Below are 22,275 nucleotides of genomic sequence, written 5' to 3' on the forward strand. Positions count from 1 at the left end.
CCGGTCGTACTCGTCATCGCGGTTTGGCGCCGGCCAGGTGAACGAGCGGCTGTCCGGTGCAGGGAAACCCTCGCAGCCGAAGCGGACAGGTTGTGGCCGCTTCTCCTGGCAGTATCGGAGCCGTGCCGAAGACATCAGCGCGACTGCTGGCGCTGCTCTCGCTGCTCCAGGCGCGCCGGGACTGGCCGGGGGCGCTGCTGGCCGAGCGGCTGGACGTCAGCCCGCGGACCGTACGCCGCGACGTCGACCGCCTGCGTGAGCTCGGGTATCCCATCCTGGCCAGCAAGGGCCCCGACGGGGGATACCGGCTCGACGCCGGCACGCGGCTGCCGCCGTTGCTGTTCGACGACGAGCAGGCCGTCGCCATCGCCGTCGCGCTCCAGATCGCCACCACCTCCGGTGCCGGCATCGAGGACGCCGCGACCCGCGCGCTGAACACCGTCCGGCAGGTCATGCCCGCACGGCTGCGCCACCGCATCGACACCCTCCGGGTCACCGCCGTCGAGCGGCCGGCGATCCGACCGAGGCCACAGGCCGACAGTGGTGTGCTGATGGTGGTCAGCACCGCCGTCCACGCCCGCGAGGTGCTGCGCTTCGACTACACCGCCACAGCCCCACCGGGACCCGGCGACGACCCCGCCGCCACCACGTTGCGCCGGGTGCAGCCCCACCACCTCGTCACCTGGGGTGGGCGCTGGTACCTCGTCGCCTGGGACCTCGACCGGGACGACTGGCGTATCTTCCGCGCCGACCGGATCATCCCGCGCACCCCGACGGGCCCGCGCTTCACCCCGCGTGAGCTGCCGGGAGGGGACGTTGCCACCTTCGTGACCAGGAGGTTCCAGGGCTCCGACGGCTCCGGTGGCTGGCCCTGCCGGGGCGAGGTGATTCTCCACCTTCCGGCCGCCGTCGTCTCCCGCTACAGCCGCGAGGGAATTGTCGAGGAACTCGGCCCGGACCGCTGCCGGCTGGTCCTGGAATCGTGGTCATGGCCGGGCCTGGCCGCCGCCATCGGCAGGTTCGACGCCGACATCGAGGTGATCGGGCCGACCGAACTCAGAGCGGCCTTCGCCAACCTGGCTCGCCGGTACGCCAACGCGGCGACCGACGGACCGTCGGGCACCTGAGATCCGTACCGGCGGCGGTTTCCGTCAGGCCGGTTGCAGTCTCGGCTCGACCCAGCCGGTCTCGGTCAGGTGCACCAGCACCGCCGCGACCGCCTGGTCGATCGTCATCTGACTGGTGTCCAGCACCAGATCGGCGTCGGTCGGCTCCTCGTACGGGTCGTCGATGCCGGTCATGCCGGTGATCAGACCGGCGCGGGCGCGGGCGTACAGGCCCTTGCGGTCGCGTTGCTCGCACACCTCCAGCGGGGTGGCGACGTGGACCAGCAGGAACCCGGCCCCGGCCGCCTGGGCCATCTGCCGGGCGGTCGCCCGTGCCTGGGCGTACGGCGCGATCGGGCAGCAGATCGCCAGGCCCCGGTGCCGGGCCACCTCCGCCGCCACCCAACCGATCCGGCGTACGTTCAGGTCCCGGTCGGCCTTGCTGAAGCTCAGCCCGGCGGACAGTTCCCGGCGTACGACATCCCCGTCGAGCAGGGTGACGGTCCGGTCGCCGCTTTCCCGCAGCGCGTCGGTGAGCCCCCGCGCGACGGTCGACTTGCCGGAGCCGGACAGCCCGGTGAAGAAGACCACCAGCCCCCGGTGCCGGCGCGGCGGCCGGGCGCGGGCCAACTCGCGGGCCACCGCCGGTGGGGTGTGCCACTCGGGCAGCGGGAAGCCCCGGTCCAGCAGGTCGTCGATCTCGTCCGGGCGCAGGGCCAGCCGCCGGTTGCGCGGCGGGATGTCGTCGCGCCACCGCCACTGCCCGTCCCGGTTGTCGTAGGCCAGCTCGCGGGGGACCAGCACCCGCAGACCGGGGCCGGCGAGCATGTCGCCGGTGGAGAGCAGGTGGGTCACCCCGTACGCGGCGGCGACCCGGGCCCGCAGCAGGGCGTCGCGGATCTCGTCGCCCCGACCGGCCATCGGAATGGCGACCAGGGTGGCCGGGGGCATCCGGTCGCGGGCCGCGAAGACGCTGCGGACCAGCACCTCCGGTGGTAGCCCGTCCGGGTTGGTGTCGGTGACCGGGATCAGCACCAGCAGGTGCGCGGCGAGCGTACGGGCGGCGTGCGCGATCTGCGCCAGCTGGGGGCGGTGCAGCGGCCGGTCGGTGATCACCCCGAGCACCCGGCCGGGCGGCAGCAACTCGCGCACCTCGCTCGGGGCCCGGCGCAGCCGCTGGAACGGGCCGTGTCCGCCGTCGCCGAGCGGGCGCACCGCGCCGCCGACGCCGTGGAACCCGTCGCGGGTCGGCCAGAGGTCGGTGACCTCCAGCAACGCCAGGGGCGCGTCCTCCAGGTCGGTCAGCACCAGGACCCGCCGCAACGGGTTGGCGAGATCCAGCCCCCCGGCCACGCTCGCCGGCACCTGGAGGGTCACCGGCACCGGCCACGGCGTGCCGTCGGCGAGCCGTCCGCGCCGGGCCAGAGCGGCCAGGTCGGCCCGCCCCAGGAACCCGCCCAGCGGCGCGTAGGCCCCACTGAGCAGCAGCTCCAGATCGGCCAGCTCGTGCGGACGCGGCGTGTACGCCGGCGCGTCCCGCAGCACCTCGTCGGGTAGCACCCACCCGTTGCTCATCGAACCCTCCACTACCCGGCCGGCACACAGTTTCTCAGCCGGGCGCCCATCGGTCGAGAGCGCCACCCACTCCGGCTCGACCGAAGATCGCCGAACCCCTAGTGGCCGGCGGGTCCTTTACCGGGGAAGGGCCAGGGTGATGCGGGGCCTCCGAGCTTCCCGATCGGGCCTACGCTGGGCCGCGTGACACTGATCGCGACCCAGTCGCTCACCAAAACGTACGGCAACCGGGTGACCGCGCTCGCCGATCTGACGGTCGCGGTCGAGCCGGGCGTCATCGGGCTGGTCGGTGCCAACGGCGCCGGGAAGTCCACCTTTATCAAGATCATGCTCGGTCTGCTCGCCCCGACCTCCGGTCAGGTACGGGTGCTGGGTCTCGATCCGACCACGGAGAGCCAGGCGGTCCGGGCCCGGGTCGGCTACATGCCGGAACACGACTCGTTGCCGCCGGACCTGTCGGCCGCCGAGTTCGTCACCCACCTGGGCCGGATCAGTGGCCTGCCGCGTACGGTCGCCCGCGAGCGGGCCTCGGAGGCGCTGCGGCACGTCGGCCTCTACGAGGAGCGCTACCGGCAGATCGGCGGCTACTCGACCGGCATGAAGCAGCGGGTGAAGCTGGCCCAGGCGCTGGTGCACGACCCCGACCTGCTGCTGCTCGACGAGCCGACGAACGGGCTCGACCCGGCCGGGCGGGACGCCATGCTCGGTCTGATCCACCGGATCGGCACCGAGTTCGGCATCTCGGTGCTGGTCTGTTCGCACCTGCTGGGCGAGGTCGAGCGGATCTGCGACACCCTGGTCGCGATCGACGGCGGACGACTGCTCCGCTCGGACCACATCGCCGCGATGACCACCGCTATCGACGTACTCGCGGTCGAGGTCAGCGAGGGCACCGAGCAGCTCGCGGCCCGGCTCGCCGAACTCGACCTGCCGGTGGCCCGCGAGGACCGGATGCTGCTGGTCCGGCTCGACGACGACCGCACCTACGACCTGATCCTGACCGCCGTCGCCGAACTGGACCTGCCGCTGCACCGGCTGGACCAGCGCCGGCACCGCGTCGCCGAGCTTTTCGCCACCCGGGAGACGACCAATGCCCACGCCTGAACCGAGAAGCGCCCCCGGCGGGGTCATCCATGACATCGGCTATCAGCGCTACGACGGGCCGAGGCTGGGCCGGCGGCACATTGTCGGCGCGCTCTACGTGCACAGCCTGCGTACCGCCTTCGGCTTCGGCCGCAGCGCCAAGGCGAAGGTCTTCCCGTGGCTGATCATGGGCGTGGTCGGGGTGGTCGCGGTGGTGCTCACCGCGATCCAGGTGCAGACCGGCGTGGCGGCCCTCGCCTACACCGAGTTCCCCGAGGTGCTCAGCATCCTGATCATCTTCTTCTGCGCGGCGGTCGCGCCCGAACTGGTCAGCCGTGACCTACAGACCGGGGTGCTGCCGCTCTACTTCGCCCGCCCGCTGGAGCGCGCCGACTACGCGATCGCGAAGCTGACCGCCCTGATCACGGCGACGTTCCTGCTGCTCGCCGTACCGCTGACGGTGATGTTCGCCGGTGCCGCCTTCTCCGCCGACAACCTCGGCGGGGTGTGGCGGGAGCTCGGCGACTACCTGCCCGGTATCGCCTACGCGGCGCTGCACGCGGTGGTCTTCTCCGCGGTCGCGGTCCTGGTCGCGGCGCTGGTGAAGCGCCGGGCGGTCGCGGCCGCCGCGGTGGTGGCGGCCTTCATGGTGACCCTTCCGGTCGCCGGGGTCCTGCTGGTCCTGCCGTACGAGACCAGCACGCAACTGTCCGGCCTGGTCAACCCGGCCAGCCTGGTCGGCGGGGTCGGCGACTGGCTGTTCGAATCGTCCGGCGAGATGAGTATCGGCGGTTGGGGTCCCCTCTACGGCGTGGTCACCATCGCCCTGGTCGCGGCCTGTGTCGCCCTGCTGTTCGCCCGCTACCGGAAGGTTGCCCGCTCATGACCGACCTGGAACTGAGCGGGGTGTCCCGCTGGTACGGCAACGTCGTCGCCGTCAACGACGTGACGATGACCCTCGGCGCCGGGGTGACCGGTCTGCTCGGCCCGAACGGCGCCGGCAAGACCACCCTGCTGCACATGATGGCCGGCTTCCTGGCCCCGTCCCGTGGTGCGGTCACCCTCGGCGGCGAGCCGACCTGGCGCAACCCCGGCGTGTACCGCCGACTGGGCCTGGTCAGCGAGCGCGAGGCGGTGCACGGTTTCCTGACCGCGTACGAGTTCGTGCTGGCCAGTGCGCGCCTGCACCGACTGCCGAACGCGGAGGCGGCGGCCCGCTGGGCGATCGAACTGGTCGAGATGACCGACGCGCAGGACCGGCGGATCGACACCTACTCCAAGGGCATGCGGCAACGTACGCGGGTCGCGGCGGCGCTGGTGCACTCGCCGGAGGTGCTGCTGCTCGACGAGCCGTTCAACGGCATGGACCCGCGCCAGCGGCTGCACATGATGCAACTGCTGCACTCGCTCGGCGAGGCAGGGCACACCATCCTGTTCAGCTCGCACATCCTGGAGGAGGTCGAGGAGGTCTCCGGCACCGTCCAGGTGATCGTCTCCGGCCGACTGGCCGCCTCCGGTGACTTCCGTTCGATCCGGCGGCTGATGACCCACCGCCCGCACGTCTTCACCGTCCAGTCCAGTGACGACCGGAAGCTGGCGGTCGCGCTGATCGGCGAACCCTCGGTCAGCGGCGTCGAGCTGGACAAGGAGGGGCTGACCGTACGCGCCGCTGACTACGGCAGCTTCACCCGCGCGCTGCCCAAGATCGCGCTCGGGTCCGGTATCCGGGTCCGCCGGCTGCTGCCCTCGGACGAATCCCTGGAGAGCGTCTTCTCCTACCTGGTGGAGGCCTGACATGTCGACTATCTCCTGGATCACCACGCGGGGGCTCTTCGGTCGCCGTCGGTTCCTGCTGTTGGTCCCGCTGCCGGTGCTGCTGGTGGCGCTGGCCGCCATTCCCCGCGCGGCGGGCGCCGACGTCCGCCAGTGGGCGCCGGTGGTGCTGGTCGGCCTCGGGCTGGCCGTCGTCCTGCCGGTGATCGCGCTGATCGTCGGCACCGGCGTGCTCGGCGCCGAGATCGACGACGGCACGATCGTGCACATCCTCACCAAGCCGCTGCCGCGCTGGCAGATAGTGCTGCCGAAGCTGGCCGTGGCGGCCGGGGTGAGCGCGCTGACCGTGGCCGTCCCGCTCTACGTGGTCGGGGTGCTGGCGGACTCCGTACGGCTGGGGTTGGCGCTGGTGGTGGCGAGCGCGATCGGCGCGCTGGCCTATTCGGCGGTGTTCCTGGCGCTGAGCCTGCTCACCCGGCGGCCGGTGCTGCTCGGCCTGGTCTACGTGCTGATCTGGGAGGGGCTGCTCGGCAACTTCGTCGGCGGCACCCGGAACCTCTCGATCGAGCAGTACGTGATCACGATCGCCGACCGGATCGCCCCCACCGACCTGCTCACCACCCAGGTCTCCCTCCCCGTCTCGATCATCATGGCCACCCTCCTCACCATCGGCTTCACCCTCCTGGCAATCGACCGCCTCCGCTCCTTCTCGGTAGCCGGCGAAACCAGCTAACCCAACCCCCGCGCCCCCTCTGGAGGGCGCACCAAACCAGAGAAAGAGTGCCTATCCCGGCGTGGACAGGCACTCTTTCTCTGTTCTAGTGAGGATCTTGGGGGGCGGGGTGGGGGCGGCGGCGGGTCCAGGAGTGGGGGACGCCGTTGCCTCGGATGGCGGCGGCGGCCAGGAGGAGGAGTAGGGCGGCTGCGGCCCAGATGGCCAGGGTGGCGGCGGGGCGGGCGGTTGCGTCGGGGCCGAAGTAGATCACCGCCCGGATCAGGTCGGTGGCGAGTCCGGGGATGTTCCACAGGTGCATGTCGCGGAAGAAGTCGGGCAGGAACTCCGGGGCGTAGATGCCGCCGGAGCCGGGATTGCCGAGCACCACCAGCAGCAGGATGACCAGCCCGGTGCCGAGCATCCCGAGCCAGCCCTGCACCGCGGCGGCGGCCATCGCGGCGGCGAACGCGGCCAACGCCCCGGCGCCCACCAGGCTGGGGAAGTGGGTGTGCCACACGTCCAGGCCGGGGCCGGTGACCAGCGCCCCGGAGAGTCCGAGCAGGGCCGAGTAGACGGCCAGGCCGCCGATTCGGGCGGCGGCCCGGGAAACCGTACGGGGAGTGGTGCCGATGGTGAGGCCGAGCACGGTGGAGCCGAGGTAACCGCCGAGCACCAGACCGATGGCCAGGTAGAACGGCACCAGCCCGCGCGGGTCGTTGGCGGCGATCGGCACCGCGTCGGTGACCGTCAGCGCGACCTGCCCGCGCTGGGCCGCCACCTGCACCAGCTGACCGATCACCTGGGCGGCGAGCGGTGCGGCGGCGCTGGCCGTGACCAGGGTCAGTGCCGGGGTCCCGCCGCCGGTGGCCGAGGCGAGTACGGCGTACACGTCGCGTCCGGCGAGCGCGTCGTCGGCGGCGGATCGGCTGCCGTACTCGATGGGTTTGAGTGCCCTGTCCTGTTGCCGGATGGCCGCCAGCAGCATTCGTGCCGGCTGGTCACCCCGAACCACGGCGACGGGTACGTCCTTCGGCGTCGGCTGGTGCAGCGCCCCCGCATACGCGGCGATGAAGGCGGTGGCCAGCACCAACGTGCCGAACAGCAGCAGGGTGCCCCGGATCACCGACCGCCGCCACGACTCCCGCCCCACCGGCTCCGCCCGATACCCCACCCCATCCGCCACCACCTCAGCGTATGAAAGAAAGATCCACCCTGGCCGCACTTTCACTGTTTGAGTGGCTTTTCCGGCTCGGATAACCACTCAAACAGTGAAAGTGCGCGGATCTTGGGGGTGGGGAGGGGGAGGGGGTCAGCCGGTGTTGCGCATGCCGGCGGCTATGCCGTTGACGGTGGTTAGGAGGGCTCGTTCCAGGGCGGTGCCGTCGCCGGGGGCGCGGCGGGCGCCGGGGGCGGTGGCGACGGCGCGGCCGGCGGCACCGGAGTCGCGGTACTGGCGCAGCAGGGCCACCTGGAGGTGGTGCAGCGGCTCCAGGTAGGTGTCCCGGACGGCGAGGGTGCGCTGAAGCACCGGCGAGTTCTCCAGCAGGGCGGGGGAGGCGGTGATCGCCAGCACCTCGCGCTTGGTCAGCTCGTACTCCTCGCGGATCACCTCGAAGATCGGCTGCAACGGCTCCGGGACCAGGGTCTCGACGTACCGGCGGGCGATGTTCAGGTCCGTCTTGGAGAGCATCATCTCCACGTTGGACAGGAACGTCCGGAAGAAGTGCCAGTTACGGTGCATCTCGGCGAGGATCTCCGCCCGTCCGCTCTCGCGGGCGGCGGCCAGGCCGGAGCCGACCCCGAACCAGCCCGGCACGATCTGCCGGGTCTGGGTCCAGCCGAACACCCACGGGATCGCCCGCAGGCCGCTCAGCCCGGCCCCGGTGTTCGGGCGCTTCGCCGGCCGGGAGCCGATGTTGAGCGCGCCGAGCAACTCGGTCGGCGTCGACGCCCAGAAGTACGCCGGCAGGTCCGGGTTCTCCACCAGCGACCGGTACGACCGGTACGCCGAGTCGGAGACCAGCTCCATCGTGTCGTCCCAGCGTTCCAGCATCTCGGCGGGCTGCCGGGGATAGGTGTGCAGCAGGGCGCTCTGCAACACCGCGGCCAGGGTCAGTTCCAGGTTCTCCCGGGCCAGCGACGGCAGCGTGTACTTGTCGGAGATGACCTCACCCTGCTCGGTCACCTTGATCGCCCCGTCGAGGGTGCCGTACGGCTGGGCCAGGATCGCCTCGTGCGTCGGGCCGCCACCACGGCCGACGGTACCGCCGCGACCGTGGAACAACCGCAGTCGTACGCCGTGCCGGGCGGCCACGTCGCGCAGTGAGCGCTGGGCCCGGTGGATCGACCACTGGGAGGTGGTGATGCCCGCCTCCTTGTTCGAGTCGGAGTAGCCGAGCATCACCTCCTGCACGTCCCCCCGGGCGGTGACGATCGCCCGGTACGCCGGCAGGGAGAGCAGTTCGTCCAGCAGTTCTCCGCCCGCGTTCAGCTCGTCCGGGGTCTCCAGCAGCGGCACGAAGCCGATCCGGGCCCGTCCGCTGTGCACGTCGACCAGACCGGCCTCGCGGGCCAGCACCACCGCGGCGAGCACGTCGTCCACGCCCATCGTCATCGAGATGATGTACGACTCGATGACCTCGGTGCCGAACCGTTCCTGCGCCTCGCGGATGGTGCCGAACACGTCGAACGTCTTGCGGGTCGGCTCGGTCAGCGGGCTGTCCATGTTGGACAGCGGGCGACGGCCGGTGAGTTCCTCGCTGAGCAGCTTGGTCCGCTCGACCCGGCTCAACGAGGCGTAGTCGGTGACCTCGCCGACCTGCTCGTAGAGCTGGCGCAGCACCGCGTGGTGTGCCTCGGCGTGCTCCCGCACGTCCAGCGTGGCCAGGTGCAGCCCGAACGAGGCGACGGTACGGATGGCCGAGGCGAGCCGGCCGACGGCGGTGAGTTGACCGGAGTTACGGGCCAGCGAGGCCCGCATCAGCTCCAGGTCGGAGAGGAGTTCGGCCGAGCCCCGGTAGTCCCGGCCGGGCACGTGGGCGGTGCCCCGGGTCAGCCGCAGCCGGGTGTTGGCCAGCTTCGCCTTGATGCACCGCGCCTTGAGCCGGTACGGCTCCTCGGCGTTGACCCGGCGGAACCGGGCCGCCACCTCGGGCAGCGCGTCGAGGTCGGCGGCCAGGCTGGCGGAGAGGTCGAGGGACACCCCGCGCAGCCGGCGGGAGACCGAGATTTCGTTGATCAGCGACTCCATCGCCGCCTCGGTCGCCTGGATCCCGTGGTGGTACTGGATGACCAGCACCTCGCGGGTGACGTGCGGGGTGACGAACGGGTTGCCGTCCCGGTCGCCGCCGATCCAGGTGCCGAAGGTCAGCGGGCGGGCCGTCGGCGAGGTCTCCACGCCGAGCGAGCGCAGCGTGTCGGCGAGGTCGTCGAGCACCTGCGGCGCGGCGGCGGCGTACAGGTCGCGCAGATAGTAGATCGCGTTACGGGCCTCGTCGGTCGGGTCCGGCCGGTCGAGCCGCAACTCGTCGGTCTGCCACATCAGGTCGAGCAGTTCGGCCAGCCGGCGGTTGGTCGGCGCCTCGTCGCTGGCGCCGTAGAGCACCGCGGCGGCGGTCTCGGCGTCCAACTCGTCGGCGACCGCGCGCAGCTTGGTCAGGATCGAGCGGCGGGCCGCCTCGGTCGGGTGGGCGGTGAACACCGGTCGTACGGCCAGCCGCCGGGCCGCGGCGGCGATCTCCTCGGCCGGCACCCCGCGCTCGGCGATCAGCTTGGCCGCCTGGTCCAGCCAGCCGCCCTGGGTGGCCCGCTGCCGGCGCAGGTCGCGGGACCGGTGCACCTGTTCGGTGATGTTGGCCAGGTGGAAGTAGGTGGAGAAGGCGCGGGCCAGCTTGGTCCCGGTGGTCACGTCCATCGCGCCGAGCCGCTGGGCGGCGGCCTCCGGGTCCGAGCGGACCAGGGCGCGGATCTCCTCGACGAGGTCGAGCAGCGGGGGGCCTTCCTGGCGGGCGAGGGTCTGCCCGAGCAGGGTCCCGAGCCGGCGAATGTCCGCCCGAAGGGCGGCGTCCGGGCCGTCGTGATCATGCTGGTCGGTCACCGTGCGCTCCTTACGTGGTGTGCTAAGGACAGCGCTGTCCGACAAGGCTGATCGTATCCGCGCGGGGGTGCTTCTTAGGAGGGGGCCACCATATCCGAGTTTTAATCACACCCTTGGCTCCGAGTGTCGATCACGCACCGCCTCACGCCTCGCCGGTCAGGCGGCCGAACCAGTCCCGGGCGGTCCGTACTCCGCCGTCGGCGACCGCGACCATCAGCGCGGCGCGGGCCTTCACCGGGGGCAGGCCCCGGGCACTGATCGCACCCATCCGGGCGGCGAGGGCCGCGCCGCCGTGGAACTCGTCCGGCGACACCGCGCGGGTCCGGCAGCGGGAGCTGACCACCACCGGGATGTCCCACCCGGTCAGCTCGTCGATCGCGGTGAGCAGGCCGACCGGCACGTTCGCCATGCCGGTGCCCTCCAGCACCACACCCCGGGCCCCGCCGTCGGCCACCGCGTGCAGCAACGCCGGGCCGATGCCAGGGTACGTCTTGATCAGCGCGATCGCCGACTCCGGCTCGCCGGTCGGGGCCGGCGGTCGGGGCGGCGGCGGGCCCAGCAGCTCCACCCCGCCGCCCACCACCCGACCGAGCAGCGGGTACGGGGCCGACGAGAACGCGGCCACCCCGCCGGCGTCGACCAGCCCGACCCAGCGGGCGGCGTGCAGTTCGTCGTTGAGGCAGGCGACCACGGCCCGGCGGGCCAGGCGCAGCATCGTCTCCGGGTCCAGGTCCCAGCTCGGTTCGGCGAGCGTGTCCTCGACCGTCACGTCGGCCGGGACCGAGCCTGCGGGCAGTGCCGCCAGCAACTCGGCCCCGGACGCGAAGGCACCTCGACCGGGACGCGGGTCGAACGCGATCGTGTCGCCGGTGGTGAGCAGGAGCAGTCGGGTCAACGTGCGGCCCCGGCTTCCGGTCCGGCGGTGTCGGGTCGGGCCTCGATCCGCTGTTCGAGCCGGTCGAGGCGGGCCAGGATCGGCTGCAACTGCCGGGCCAGGGCGGCCTGGAGCGCGGCGACCTGGTCGGTGCCGCCCGACGCCGAGCCACCGGCCGCCGGGGCGCCGCCCTGGGTCTGTGCGCGCAGGTGGACGTAACCGGCGAGCGCGGCGGTGACCGCCCGGCGGGTCAGTCGGTAGTCGGCGCCGAGCGCCCGCAGCACGTGACCGGCGGTGCCGTCCGGCTCGGCGATCAGCCCGAGCAGCAGGTGTTCGCAGCCGACGTAGTTGTGGCCGAGGCTGGTCGCCTCGGTCACGGTCAGCTCCAGCGCGTTGGCGGCGGTCCGGCCAAACCGCCGTACGCCGGCCTGGTCGGCTGTCTCGGCGGTGTCCTTCGGAGCCTGGCGGGCCAGTTCGCGGCCCACCGCCTCGGGGTCGATCTCCATTGCCCGGAGCACCTGGATGGCCAGGTTCTGTCCCTCGGTGAGCATGCCGGCGAGCAGGTGCGCGGTGTCGATGCTGGTCGCGCCCTGCTCCCGAGCCTGGGTCAGGCCGAGCGTGACGGCGGTCCGCGCGCGGGGGGTGAACTGGGTCAGCGTGGCGGTGGGGTCGTCCCGGTCGGTCTCGCCGAGGGTCGTCTCCCGGATCGCGGTCACCCGGCGCACGGCCTGTTCCAGGGCGCGCTGGCAGATCGCGGAGACCGGCACGCCGGACTCCCTGACCGCCTCGGCCAGCTCGTCGGGCAGGTACACGTTGATTTTCGGCATCGTCGGCCTCCTCTGGCGTTGCGGGAGGCTTATAACCCCCCTGTGACCCCACTGTACCCCCAGAGCCGAAAATGGGAAGCCCCTCGTCGTGGTCGATCGCTAGGGTGGGTCGATGTCCGATGTGACCAGCTCGGCCGCACTCAGGCGTTATCCGGCGAAACCGCGACCGGGGGACCGGGTCGCCGTACTCTCGCCCTCCGCCGGGCTGCCGGCCGTCTTCCCCCACGTGTACGACCTGGGCCTGCGTCGGCTGCGGGACGAGTTCGGCCTGATCCCGGTCGAGTACCCGACGACCCGGGCCGCCGCCGCCCACCCGCGTGAACGCGCCCGTGATCTGACCGCCGCCTTCGCCGACCCGTCGATCCGGGCGGTGCTCGCCACCGTTGGCGGGGACGACCTGATCACCGTGCTGCCGTACCTGGATCCGGAGGTGATCGCGGCGAACCCGAAGCCGTACTTCGGCTACTCGGACAACACCAACGTGCTGTCGTACCTCTTCGAACTGGGGCTGGTCGGCTATCACGGGGGCTCGGTCCTGGTGCACCTCGGCCGCCCCGGTGCGCTGCACCCGGCGTCCGCCGCGTCGCTGCGGGCCGCGCTGTTCACCGACGACTGGTACGAGCTGACTCCGTCGCCCGAGTACAGCGACGAGCCGAGCGACTGGCGGGACCCGTCCACCCTCGCTGCCGAACCGGTGATGTTCCCGAGCGAGGGCTGGCACTGGCACGGCCCCCCGACCGTGGTCGAGGGGGCGGTCTGGGGCGGCAACCTGGAGATCCTCGCCTGGCTGCTCCAGGCCGGCCGGGTCGGCCCGAACGCCGCGTACGCCGGTTGTGTGCTGTTGCTGGAGACCTCCGAGGAACTGCCGTCCGATGTCGAGGTGTTCCGGATCCTGCGCTGCATGGGCGAGCGTGGCCTGCTCGCCGGTTTTCCGGCGGTGCTGGTCGGGCGACCGAAGGCGTGGGACTTCGAGCAGCCGAAGGACGCCGAGGGGAAGCGGGCGTACACCGAGGCCCAGCGGGCCGCCGTGCTGCGGGTGCTGGCCGAGTACAACCCGGACGCGGTTGCCGTCTTCGGGCTCGATGTCGGCCACACCGATCCGCAGTTGATCGTCCCCTACGGCGGGCTCGCCCGGATCGACCCGACGGCGCGCCGGATCACCGTCCGTTACTGACCTTCGGCGTACACCCTGTCCGGGTTTCTGGGGATGTTCGTGTGAGTAAGTCCGGTTTCGGCCTAAAGTAGCTATCATCGCTCAATGTGAGGGTTAGGGGTAATTGGCGCCTCGGGCTCGGAGGATCACGGGGTAGGTCCGCCGCTATGGTGCTACTCATCGCTCTGACCTGGGCGATCGTGACGATCGACCGGGCCGGGGCGGCCGTGGTGCGGCCCTTCGGGGCACGGTTCCAGACCAGTGAGCGCGGTGACGTGATCTTCGCGTCGAACACCCTGGTGACCTGCACCCTGCCGGTTCTGATCACCGCACCGAGCTGCGCCAGCGCCCGCGCCGGCGCGGTCGCCGACAACGACAACTACCTCGCCGGGTACGTCGACATCGACACCAACCTGACCACCCTCAACTCCAGCAGCGCCACCCTGTCCGTGCCGGCCGGCGGCGCCGTGCTCTGGGCCGGGCTCTACTGGTTCGGCAGCGCACTCAACGGCGACCCGAGCCGGGCACAGATCCGACTGGCCCGGACCGGGCAGGACTACACCACGGTGACCGGGACGGTGAGCACCGGCGCGGTGACGACCAACGGCGGGTATCCGTACTCGGCGTTCGCGGACGTCACCGCACTCGTGCAGGCCGCCGGGGTCTACACGGTCGCCGGCCTCGCCACGGCACTCGGCACGAACGCCCGTGGTGGCTGGGCGATCGTCGCGGCGGTACGCGACTACACCCAACCGTTGCGCAACCTCGCCGTCTTCGACGGGTACGCCGAGGTCAACAACAACAGCGGCAGCTCGCGGGTGAGCATCACCCTGTCGAACTTCCGTACCCCGACGACCGGGGCGGTCTCGGCCCGGGTGGGTGCGGTCAGCTCCGAGGGCGACCTGGCCTCGACCGGCGACTCGTTGGAGTTCAACGGGGTGAACATCGGTGACGGGCTCAACCCGGCCACGAACCTGTTCAACAGCTCGATCACCAGGCTCGGCAGCCGGGTCACCGCGAAGACGCCGGACTACGCCAACCAACTCGGCTTCGACGTCGACTACCTGGCGGTTCCGGCCAGCGCGATCAGCAACGGGCAGACCTCGGCCAGCGTCGCGTTCACCACCGGCGCGGACTCGTACGAGCCGATCGCGCTGTTCACCGCGATCGACGTCTCCGAACCCGACGTCGACGCCACCAAGACCGCCGCCCGGATCGGTGGCGGCACCACGGTCAACCCCGGCGACCAGGTCCGTTACACGATCCAGGCCACCTCGACCGGCAACGAGAGCGCCACCGGTGTGCAGTTCGTGGATCCGGTCCCGAGCGGCACCACGTACATGCCGGGCACGATCACCGTCGGCGGCTCACCACGAACCGACGCGGTCGGGGACGACGTCGCGCACTGGGACACAGCCAACAACCGGCTGGTGTTCCGGCTCGGCACCGGCGCGAACGCCACGGTCGGCGGCACCATGACCCCGACCACGAGCCTGGCGGTGACGTTCCGGGTCCGGGTGATCGACCCGGCCGTCGCGAACCTCGTCCTCTCCAACCAGGCCACCGGCACCTTCGGCTCACCGACCACGAGCACCCAGTACACCCGGGTCACCGACGATCCCGGCGTGCCCGGTATGACGAACCCCACCCTCACCGAGATCAACGACGCACCGATCGCCCGGGACGACACCGCGACGGTGCTGGAGAACGAGTCGGTGACGGTCGCCGTGCTGGCCAACGACACCGACGCGGAGGGCGACGCGTTGACCATCGTGGCCGGCAGTCGGCCCACCACCCACGGCAACGTCTCCTGTACGAGCGTGTCGTGCACGTACACCCCGGACCGTTACTACTTCGGCTTCGACAGCTTCGCGTACACGGCCATCGACCCGGGCAACGCCGTCGCCTCGGCGACCGTCTCGGTGACGATCAACCCGCGCCACTACGCCGGCCTCTCCATCAGCGTCCCCGACCAGGCCGACCTGGGCACGGCCGTCGGGGGCTTCGCGACGGGGCAGCTCGGCACGGTCACCGTCACCGACGACCGTGGCCCTTTTGCCGGTGACTGGGTGGTGCTGGTCTCCGCCAGCGACTTCGTCACCGGTACGGCCGGCGCCAGCGCGACCATCCCCAACGACCTCGTCACGTACTGGTCCGGGCCGGCGCTGGACACCACCGGCAGCGGCACCTTCGTCCCCCAGTACGGCGCGGTGCTGGCCGCCCCACAGGTCGCCGCCCAGTGGACCGGCGACATCGACCGGAACTCCGCCTCCTGGGACCCCACCCTCTCGGTCGAACTCCCGGAGTTCTTCGTAGCCGGCACCTACCAAGGCACCATAACCTTCTCCATCCTCTAACCCCTCCCGCCCTCCCTCCCTCCCTCCCTCCCGCCCTCCCCGCCGCCCTCTCCCCGTCCCCACCCTGTTGATCATGAAGTTAGCGCCGCTTTTGGCGATCAACAGTGTCGTTAACTTCATGATCAACGAGTTGGGAGGGGGTGGGAGGGGGTGGGAGGGGGCGCACGCGGGGTGGGGGTGGGGGTGTGAGCTGGGGGATAGGGTGGGGGTGGTAGACCCCCGGCCGATTGCGGAGCGGGGGTAGTTGCGTGTGTTGACGTCCGAAGGTAGTGATCGTGACGATGCTCGCCGGTCTGCTGGCTGCCGCCCTCGGTGACCCGGCTCTGACCCGTACCCGTGATCTTGCACGGGGTGGGTTCGCGCAGGCGGACGGTCTGGATCTGACCGCCCCGGCGGCGCTGCGGCCGTTCGTGGTGGCCGCCCTCGGCGCCGAGCCCGACCGGGGCGGCGCCGGGCGGCCCGTGCTCGCGGTCACCGCCACCACCCGCGAGGCCGACGACCTCGCCGCCGCCCTCGGCAGCCTGCTGCCGGCCGAGCAGGTGGCCGTCTTTCCCGCCTGGGAGACGCTGCCGCACGAGCGGCTGTCCCCCCGCTCGGACACCGTCGGCCGTCGGCTTGCCGTGCTGCGCCGGCTGGCCCACCCGGACGGCGTCGACGGAACCGGCCCGCTGCGGGTCGTCGTCGCCCCGGTCCGCTCGGTGCTGCAACCGCAGCTCAAGGGGCTCGGCGACCTGGAACCGGTCCGGCTGACCAGCCACGCCGAAGTTGATCTCGACGCGGTCGCGCACCGGCTCACCGACCTGGCGTACTCGCGGGTCGACCTGGTAACCAAGCGCGGCGAGTTCGCCGTCCGGGGCGGCATCCTGGACGTCTTCCCGCCCACCGACGAGCACCCGTCCCGGGTCGAGTTCTGGGGCGACGAGGTGGAGGAGATCCGCACCTTCGCCGTCGCCGACCAGCGCACCATCGAGCAGGTCGACCAGCTCTGGGCCCCGCCGTGCCGGGAACTCCTGCTCACCCCGGAGATCCGGGCGCGGGCGCGGGCCCTGGCCGACGCCCATCCCGAGCTGGCCGAGATCCTGGAGAAACTGGCCGAGGGCATCCCGGTCGAGGGCATGGAATCGCTCGCCCCGGCACTCATGCACGGCACGGACAGCATGGAGACGCTGCTCGACTGCCTGCCGGCGGGCGCGCACGTGCTGCTCTTCGACCCGGAACGCATCCGTACCCGGGCGCACGACCTCGTCCGTACCTCGGAGGAGTTCCTCCAGGCGAGCTGGGCCGCGGCCGCCGTCGGCGGCCAGGCCCCGATCGACGTCGGCGCCGCCGCATTCAAGACCCTGGCCGAGGTACGGGCAACAGCCACCGCCCTCGGCCAGCCCTGGTGGTCGATCTCCCCGTTCGGGCTGGTCGAAGCCACCCCGGCCACCGACGACCAGCCGTGGCTCGACCCGGTACGCACCGAGGTCACCCCCGACGAGGGGGCGTCGATCACCCTCGCGGCGCAGCCGACCGCTCTCTACCACGGCGAAACCGACCGGGTGGTCGCCGACCTCAAGCGGTGGACCGCCGACGGCTGGGCGGTGGCGCTGGTCTTCGAGGGCCACGGCCCGGCGCAACGGGCGGTCGAGGTGCTCCGCGACGGCGGGCTCGGCGCCACCGCGGTCGAGGCCATCCCCGCCGCGCCCGCCCCCGGTGAACTGCTCGTCACCTGCGGCTCGCTCAACCACGGCTTCCTGCTCGACGGCGCCAGCGCCACCAAGCTCGCGGTGCTCACCGGCAACGACATCACCGGGGGACGGGGCACCTCCACCCGCGACATGCGCAAGATGCCGAGCCGGCGGCGCAACACCATCGACCCGCTGGAGCTGAAGACCGGCGACTACGTCGTACACGAGCAGCACGGCATCGGCCGCTACGTCGAGCTGGTGCAACGTACGGTCAACGGCGCCGAACGCGAATACCTGGTCCTGGAGTACGCGTCGACCAAGCGCGGGCAGCCCGGCGACCGGCTCTTCGTCCCCACCGACCAGCTCGACCAGCTCTCCCGTTACGTCGGCGGGGAGACCCCGACGCTGCACAAGATGGGCGGCAGCGAGTGGCAGAAGGCCAAGGCCCGCGCCCGCAAGGCGGTACGCGAGATCGCCGCCCAGCTCATCCAGCTCTACGCCGCCCGCAAGGCGTCCAAGGGGCACGCGTTCGCCCCGGACACCCCGTGGCAACGTGAACTGGAGGACGCCTTCCCGTACACCGAGACGCCGGACCAGCTTTCGGCGATCGAGGAGGTCAAGCGGGACATGGAGCAGTCCGCCCCGATGGACCGGCTGATCTGCGGTGACGTCGGCTACGGCAAGACCGAGATCGCGGTCCGGGCGGCGTTCAAGGCGGTCCAGGACGGCAAGCAGGTGGCGGTGCTGGTGCCGACCACCCTGCTCGCCCAGCAGCACTACAACACCTTCGCCGAGCGGATGGGGCAGTTCCCGGTCCAGATCAGGCAGCTCTCCCGGTTCCAGACCCCGAAGGAAGCCGAACTGACCCTGGAGGCCGCCGCCAACGGCAGCGCCGACATCGTCATCGGCACCCACCGGCTGCTGGCCGCCGCCACCCGGTTCAAGGCGCTCGGCATGGTCATCGTGGACGAGGAGCAGCGGTTCGGGGTCGAGCACAAGGAGCACCTGAAGACGCTGCGGACCGCGGTCGACGTACTGACCATGTCGGCGACGCCGATCCCGCGGACCCTGGAGATGGCGATCACCGGCATCCGGGAGATGTCCACCATCGCCACCCCGCCGGAGGAGCGGCACCCGGTGCTGACCTTCGTCGGCGCGTACGACGACCGGCAGGTGGCCGCCTCGATCCACCGGGAGCTGCTCCGCGACGGGCAGGTGTTCTACCTGCACAACCGGGTCGAGTCGATCGACCGGGCGGCCCGCCGGATCCGGGAGCTGGTGCCCGAGGCGCGGGTCGCCGTGGCGCACGGCCAGATGGGCGAGGATGCGCTGGAGAAGGTCATGGTCGGCTTCTGGGAGAAGGAGTACGACGTCCTGGTCTGCACCACGATCGTGGAGTCCGGCATCGACATCCCGAACGCCAACACGCTGATCGTGGAGCGGGCCGACCTGCTCGGCCTGGCCCAGCTGCACCAGATCAGGGGCCGGGTCGGCCGGGGCCGGGAACGGGCGTACGCGTACTTCCTCTACCCGCCGGAGAAGCCGCTGACCGAGCACGCGCACGAGCGGCTGGCCACCATCGCCCAGCACACCGAGCTGGGCGCCGGCATGTACGTGGCGATGAAGGACCTGGAGATCCGGGGCGCCGGCAACCTGCTCGGCGGCGAGCAGTCCGGCCACATCGAGGGCGTCGGTTTCGACCTGTACGTCCGGATGGTCGGCGAGGCGGTGCAGACGTTCAAGGGGGAGCGGCCGGAGGAGGAGGTCGACGTCAAGATCGACCTGCCGATCGACGCGCACCTGCCGCACGACTACGTGAGCGTCGAGCGACTCCGCCTGGAGATGTACCGCAAGCTCGCCGAGGCCCGCGACGCCGCCCGCCTCACCGAGGTCGTCGCCGAAATGACCGACCGGTACGGCGAGCCGCCGGAGCCGGTGCAGAACCTCGTCGCGGTGGCCCGGTTCCGCCTGCTGGCCCGCGCGTACGGTCTCAGCGACGTGTCGGTGCAGGGCAAGCACGTCCGGTTCGGCCCACTGCCGCTGCCCGACTCGAAGCAGCTGCGGCTCAAGCGGTACCACCCGGACGCGGTCTACAAGCAGGTCAGCGACCAGGTCAGCGTGCCCCGGCCGAGCACCCGCCGGATCGGTGGCGAGCCGCTGCGCGACCAGGCACTGCTGGAGTGGTGCGGGCAGCTGCTCGCCGACGTGCTCGGCGCGCCGGTGTCGGCCGGTCGGTGACGGACAGTGGCGCGAGGGCCCGCCGGTGACCCCGTACCGGCCGGGCCGGGCGGCGCGTGAGAGAGTGTCGGCCATGCAGCGTGCTCGCCGTCTGGCGCCGATCGCCGTGGTTGCCGCGGTCGGCATCATCGCCCTCACCGGTTGCCGTGCCCAGCCCGGAGCCGCCGCCTATGTCGGCGACCGGCAGATCACCGAGAACCAGGTGACCGACCTCATCGACGAGCTGCGGGCGAAACCCGCCCCGGCCGCCGCTGCCGGCGCCCCCGAGGTCAAGCCGCCGACCCGTACGTTCGTGGTCAGCGTGCTGGTGCTGGGCGACGTCTGTGACCGGTTCACCAAGGCCGAGAACCTCCAGGCCAAGGAGCAGGCCCCGGTTGACCAGGTGGCCCAGCAGTTCGGCGTGGCGCCGGAGACCGAGTTCGCCAAGCGGGCCGCCGGGCTGTTCACCTGCCTGTCGGCCGTACCGCCGGGCGAGCCGGTGACGCCGACCCCGACCGAGCTGCTCGCGCTCGGCAAGGTGGCCAAGGCCGCCGGTGCGATCGAGCCCACCGTCTCCGACCAGGCCGCCGGGGACCAGCTCAACGGCGAGCAGTTGCAGTCCGCGCTCGGCAACCGCAAGGTGCTCGCCGATGCGGTCGCCCGGTTCGACGTCACGGTCAACCCGCGCTACCGGCCGCTGGAGTTCCCGATCCTGTCCTTCCAGGGCGGCCCGGCCGCGGTGAGCGTGCCGCTGGGCGAGGGCGACACGGGCGCGGTGGCCGACCGAAGCTGAGCCGGCGCACCCGATGACCGCCCGAGTCGTACTCCTGGTCACCTCGCCCCGGCTGCCGGCCGGCCTGCTCACCGCGTCGGCCTGGGACCTGGTCCGCGAGCATCCGGTGCTGGCCGGCGTCGAGAGCGAGCTGGCCACCGCCGTACGGGTGGCCGGCGGCACCGTCACCCTGACCGAATCGCCGGTGCCGGACCTGCTCGCCACCGCCGGAGTCGACGGCACGGTGGTCTGGTTGGCCGGTCCCGCCGGCGACGACCGGATGGCCCGCGAGCTGGGGCTGCGGCTGGCCCGCGAACCCGGCCTGGCCGAGCTGGAGCTGATGTACGGCTCCTGGGATCCGCCCGGCGCCCGGCTGCTCGACGCGGTCGCCGTGATGGACCGGCTCGTCTCGCCCGGCGGTGACCCGTGGAAGCGGGCCCAGACCCATGCCACGCTCGCCCAGTTCCTGCTGGAGGAGTGTTACGAGGCGTACGACGCGATCTCGGCCGGTGACCTGGACGCGCTCCGCGAGGAGTTGGGCGACGTGCTGTTGCAGGTCGTGCTGCACGCCCGGCTGGCCGAGGAACTGCCCGAGGACGAGCGCTGGAACGTGGACGACGTGGCCGGCGGCCTGGTCGAGAAGATGATCCGCCGCAACCCGCACGTGTTCGCGGACACCGAGGTCGGCTCGATCGACGAGATCATCGCCAACTGGGAGCAGATCAAGAAGACGGAGAAGGCCCGCGACTCGGCGCTGGACGGGATCGCCCTGGCCCAGCCGGCCCTCTCCCTCGCCGCGAAGATCCTGCACCGGGCCGAGCGCGCCGGGCTCGACGTCCCGCCGCCGTTGCCGGCGACCCCGGACGACGAGGCCCGGCTCGGCGCCCGGCTGCTGGACGTGGTTGTCGAGGCCCGCGCCGCCGGGCTCGACGCCGAGGCCGCCCTGCGCCGGGCCGCGCTCACCTACGCCGACGCCGTACGCGCCGTCGAGACCACCACCGGCTCCGCCACCGCGTCCGGTACCGCCTGACTGCTCGCGTTCGGCACCGGCTGGCTGCCCGGGTCCGCCACCGCCTGACTGTCCGGAGCCGGTACCGCCTGGCTGTCCGCGTCCGGAAGCGCGGGCTGGTCCAGGTGGGTGATCGACAGGCCCAGGGCCAGGCCGAGCGCTACCACCAGCACCCCGGCGCTCGGGCCGAGTGCGGGCGGGCGGCCGTCCTGCACGGCCGCGGTGACCAGGGTGGCCACCGGCATCAGGCCGACCAGGATCCCGGCCCGCTCGACCCCGAGCCGACGTAGCCCGGTGAACCAGGCCACGAACGCGACCACGGTCATCAGGGCCGCCAGATAGCCGTACGTGGCCGCCTCCACCCCGGTCGGCAGCCGCCACCTGGTCGCCTCACCCGCTACCAGAGCACCGGCCAGCAGCAGCGGTACGGCCAGCGAGCAGCTGTACGCGGCCACCCGTACCGGGCCGAGTCGGGGCAGCACGGCGGCGGCGAGCAAGGAGAAGGCGATCTCCCCGCCGAGCGCCCCGACCGAGGCGAGTACGCCGATCCCGTCCGCCCGCCCGGTGCCCTGCACCAGCACGGTTCCGGCGACGACGATACCCGCCGCGCCGAGCAGCCGTACGGTCGGCCGCCGGCCGCGCAGTAGCGGCCCGAGCAGCGCCAGGCCGAGCGGGGCCGCGCCGATGAAGGTGCCGACCAGGGCCGGCTCGGCGTGCGGCAGTGCGACCAGGATGAAGGCGTTGAACGCGGCCAGTCCGGTGGCCGCCAGCGCGGTGAGGATGACCCACTCGCGTCGGGTCGGCCGACCGGTCGTGGGCACGGTGTCCAGGCCGAGGCCGGGCCAGCGTCGGGCGATGGCGAGCAGTACGACGGCGGCGAGCGCGTACCGGGCGGCCTGTCCGGTCAGGGCGGGGAAGTCGAGGACCAGTTGGCTGATCGAGACCGAGCTGCCGACGATTGTCATGCCGGCGGCGCAGAGCAGGACCGCGCCGGTGTTGGAGATCTTCACCCGTCCGACGTTAGGGTGCCGGTGGTCCTGCGTTGAGG

Annotated in this window: 16 protein-coding genes; 10 read left to right on the forward strand and 6 right to left on the reverse strand. The window is 71.9% G+C overall.

Annotation, left to right across the window (positions count from 1 at the left end; all coding sequences use genetic code 11):
• The first annotated feature begins 122 nt into the window (after positions 1-122).
• Positions 123-1,127 (forward strand): helix-turn-helix transcriptional regulator, encoded by a 1,005-nt coding sequence (locus OG792_RS03790; RefSeq protein ID WP_329107356.1) that lies wholly within the window; start codon positions 123-125, stop codon positions 1,125-1,127.
• Positions 1,128-1,151: 24 nt separating this feature from the next.
• Here OG792_RS03790 and cysC read toward each other — a convergent pair whose 3' ends face one another.
• On the reverse strand, positions 1,152-2,681 hold the full coding sequence (gene cysC, locus OG792_RS03795; protein WP_329107358.1) for an adenylyl-sulfate kinase: 1,530 nt from the start codon (positions 2,679-2,681) through the stop codon (positions 1,152-1,154).
• 183 nt (positions 2,682-2,864) lie between these two features.
• Between cysC and OG792_RS03800 the strand changes: the two genes are divergently transcribed.
• The 4 genes from OG792_RS03800 to OG792_RS03815 are packed head-to-tail and all read left to right on the forward strand — an operon-like array spanning position 2,865 to position 6,270.
• On the forward strand, positions 2,865-3,785 hold the full coding sequence (locus OG792_RS03800) for an ABC transporter ATP-binding protein (protein ID WP_329107359.1): 921 nt from the start codon (positions 2,865-2,867) through the stop codon (positions 3,783-3,785).
• A complete protein-coding gene (locus tag OG792_RS03805) occupies positions 3,772-4,650 on the forward strand; it encodes an ABC transporter permease (RefSeq protein WP_329107361.1) in 879 nt (292 codons plus the stop codon). The genes OG792_RS03800 and OG792_RS03805 overlap by 14 nt, the downstream gene beginning before the upstream one ends.
• Positions 4,647-5,558, forward strand: coding sequence for an ABC transporter ATP-binding protein (locus OG792_RS03810; RefSeq protein WP_329107362.1), 912 nt, complete (start codon positions 4,647-4,649; stop codon positions 5,556-5,558). Before OG792_RS03805 ends, OG792_RS03810 begins: the two co-directional genes overlap by 4 nt.
• A 1-nt stretch (position 5,559) precedes the next feature.
• Positions 5,560-6,270: an ABC transporter permease subunit gene (locus tag OG792_RS03815; protein ID WP_329107364.1), complete on the forward strand. Its 711-nt coding sequence runs from the start codon at positions 5,560-5,562 to the stop codon at positions 6,268-6,270.
• An 85-nt stretch (positions 6,271-6,355) separates the two neighbouring features.
• Here OG792_RS03815 and OG792_RS03820 read toward each other — a convergent pair whose 3' ends face one another.
• The 4 genes from OG792_RS03820 to OG792_RS03835 form a co-directional block, all read right to left on the reverse strand.
• Entirely contained in the window at positions 6,356-7,435 is a 1,080-nt protein-coding gene (locus tag OG792_RS03820) for a hypothetical protein (protein WP_329107366.1), read from the reverse strand.
• A 126-nt stretch (positions 7,436-7,561) separates the two neighbouring features.
• A complete protein-coding gene (ppc, locus tag OG792_RS03825; RefSeq protein WP_329107368.1) occupies positions 7,562-10,348 on the reverse strand; it encodes a phosphoenolpyruvate carboxylase in 2,787 nt (928 codons plus the stop codon).
• A gap of 142 nt (positions 10,349-10,490) precedes the next feature.
• Entirely contained in the window at positions 10,491-11,243 is a 753-nt protein-coding gene (locus OG792_RS03830) for an asparaginase (protein ID WP_329107370.1), read from the reverse strand.
• Entirely contained in the window at positions 11,240-12,049 is an 810-nt protein-coding gene (locus OG792_RS03835) for a Clp protease N-terminal domain-containing protein (protein WP_329107372.1), read from the reverse strand. Before OG792_RS03835 ends, OG792_RS03830 begins: the two co-directional genes overlap by 4 nt.
• Before the next feature lie 112 nt (positions 12,050-12,161).
• Between OG792_RS03835 and OG792_RS03840 the strand changes: the two genes are divergently transcribed.
• The 5 genes from OG792_RS03840 (at position 12,162) to OG792_RS03860 (ending at position 21,248) form a co-directional block, all read left to right on the forward strand.
• Positions 12,162-13,223: a S66 family peptidase gene (locus tag OG792_RS03840; protein ID WP_329107373.1), complete on the forward strand. Its 1,062-nt coding sequence runs from the start codon at positions 12,162-12,164 to the stop codon at positions 13,221-13,223.
• A 146-nt stretch (positions 13,224-13,369) separates the two neighbouring features.
• On the forward strand, positions 13,370-15,559 hold the full coding sequence (locus tag OG792_RS03845) for an Ig-like domain-containing protein (protein ID WP_329107375.1): 2,190 nt from the start codon (positions 13,370-13,372) through the stop codon (positions 15,557-15,559).
• Between the two features lie 281 nt (positions 15,560-15,840).
• Positions 15,841-19,467 (forward strand): transcription-repair coupling factor, encoded by a 3,627-nt coding sequence (gene mfd / locus OG792_RS03850; protein WP_329111104.1) that lies wholly within the window; start codon positions 15,841-15,843, stop codon positions 19,465-19,467.
• 73 nt (positions 19,468-19,540) lie between these two features.
• A complete protein-coding gene (locus OG792_RS03855; RefSeq protein WP_329107377.1) occupies positions 19,541-20,239 on the forward strand; it encodes a hypothetical protein in 699 nt (232 codons plus the stop codon).
• A gap of 13 nt (positions 20,240-20,252) precedes the next feature.
• Positions 20,253-21,248: a nucleoside triphosphate pyrophosphohydrolase gene (locus tag OG792_RS03860; RefSeq protein WP_329107379.1), complete on the forward strand. Its 996-nt coding sequence runs from the start codon at positions 20,253-20,255 to the stop codon at positions 21,246-21,248.
• Here OG792_RS03860 and OG792_RS03865 read toward each other — a convergent pair.
• Positions 21,182-22,237 carry a DMT family transporter gene (locus OG792_RS03865; protein WP_329107381.1) on the reverse strand — a complete coding sequence of 352 codons (1,056 nt, stop codon included), beginning with the start codon at positions 22,235-22,237 and terminating at the stop codon, positions 21,182-21,184. The two genes, OG792_RS03860 and OG792_RS03865, sit on opposite strands and share 67 nt — an antisense overlap.
• Between the last annotated feature and the right edge of the window lie 38 nt (positions 22,238-22,275).

The sequence above is a fragment of the Micromonospora sp. NBC_01699 genome, assembly GCF_036250065.1.
Taxonomy (GTDB): Bacteria; Actinomycetota; Actinomycetes; order Mycobacteriales; family Micromonosporaceae; genus Micromonospora_G.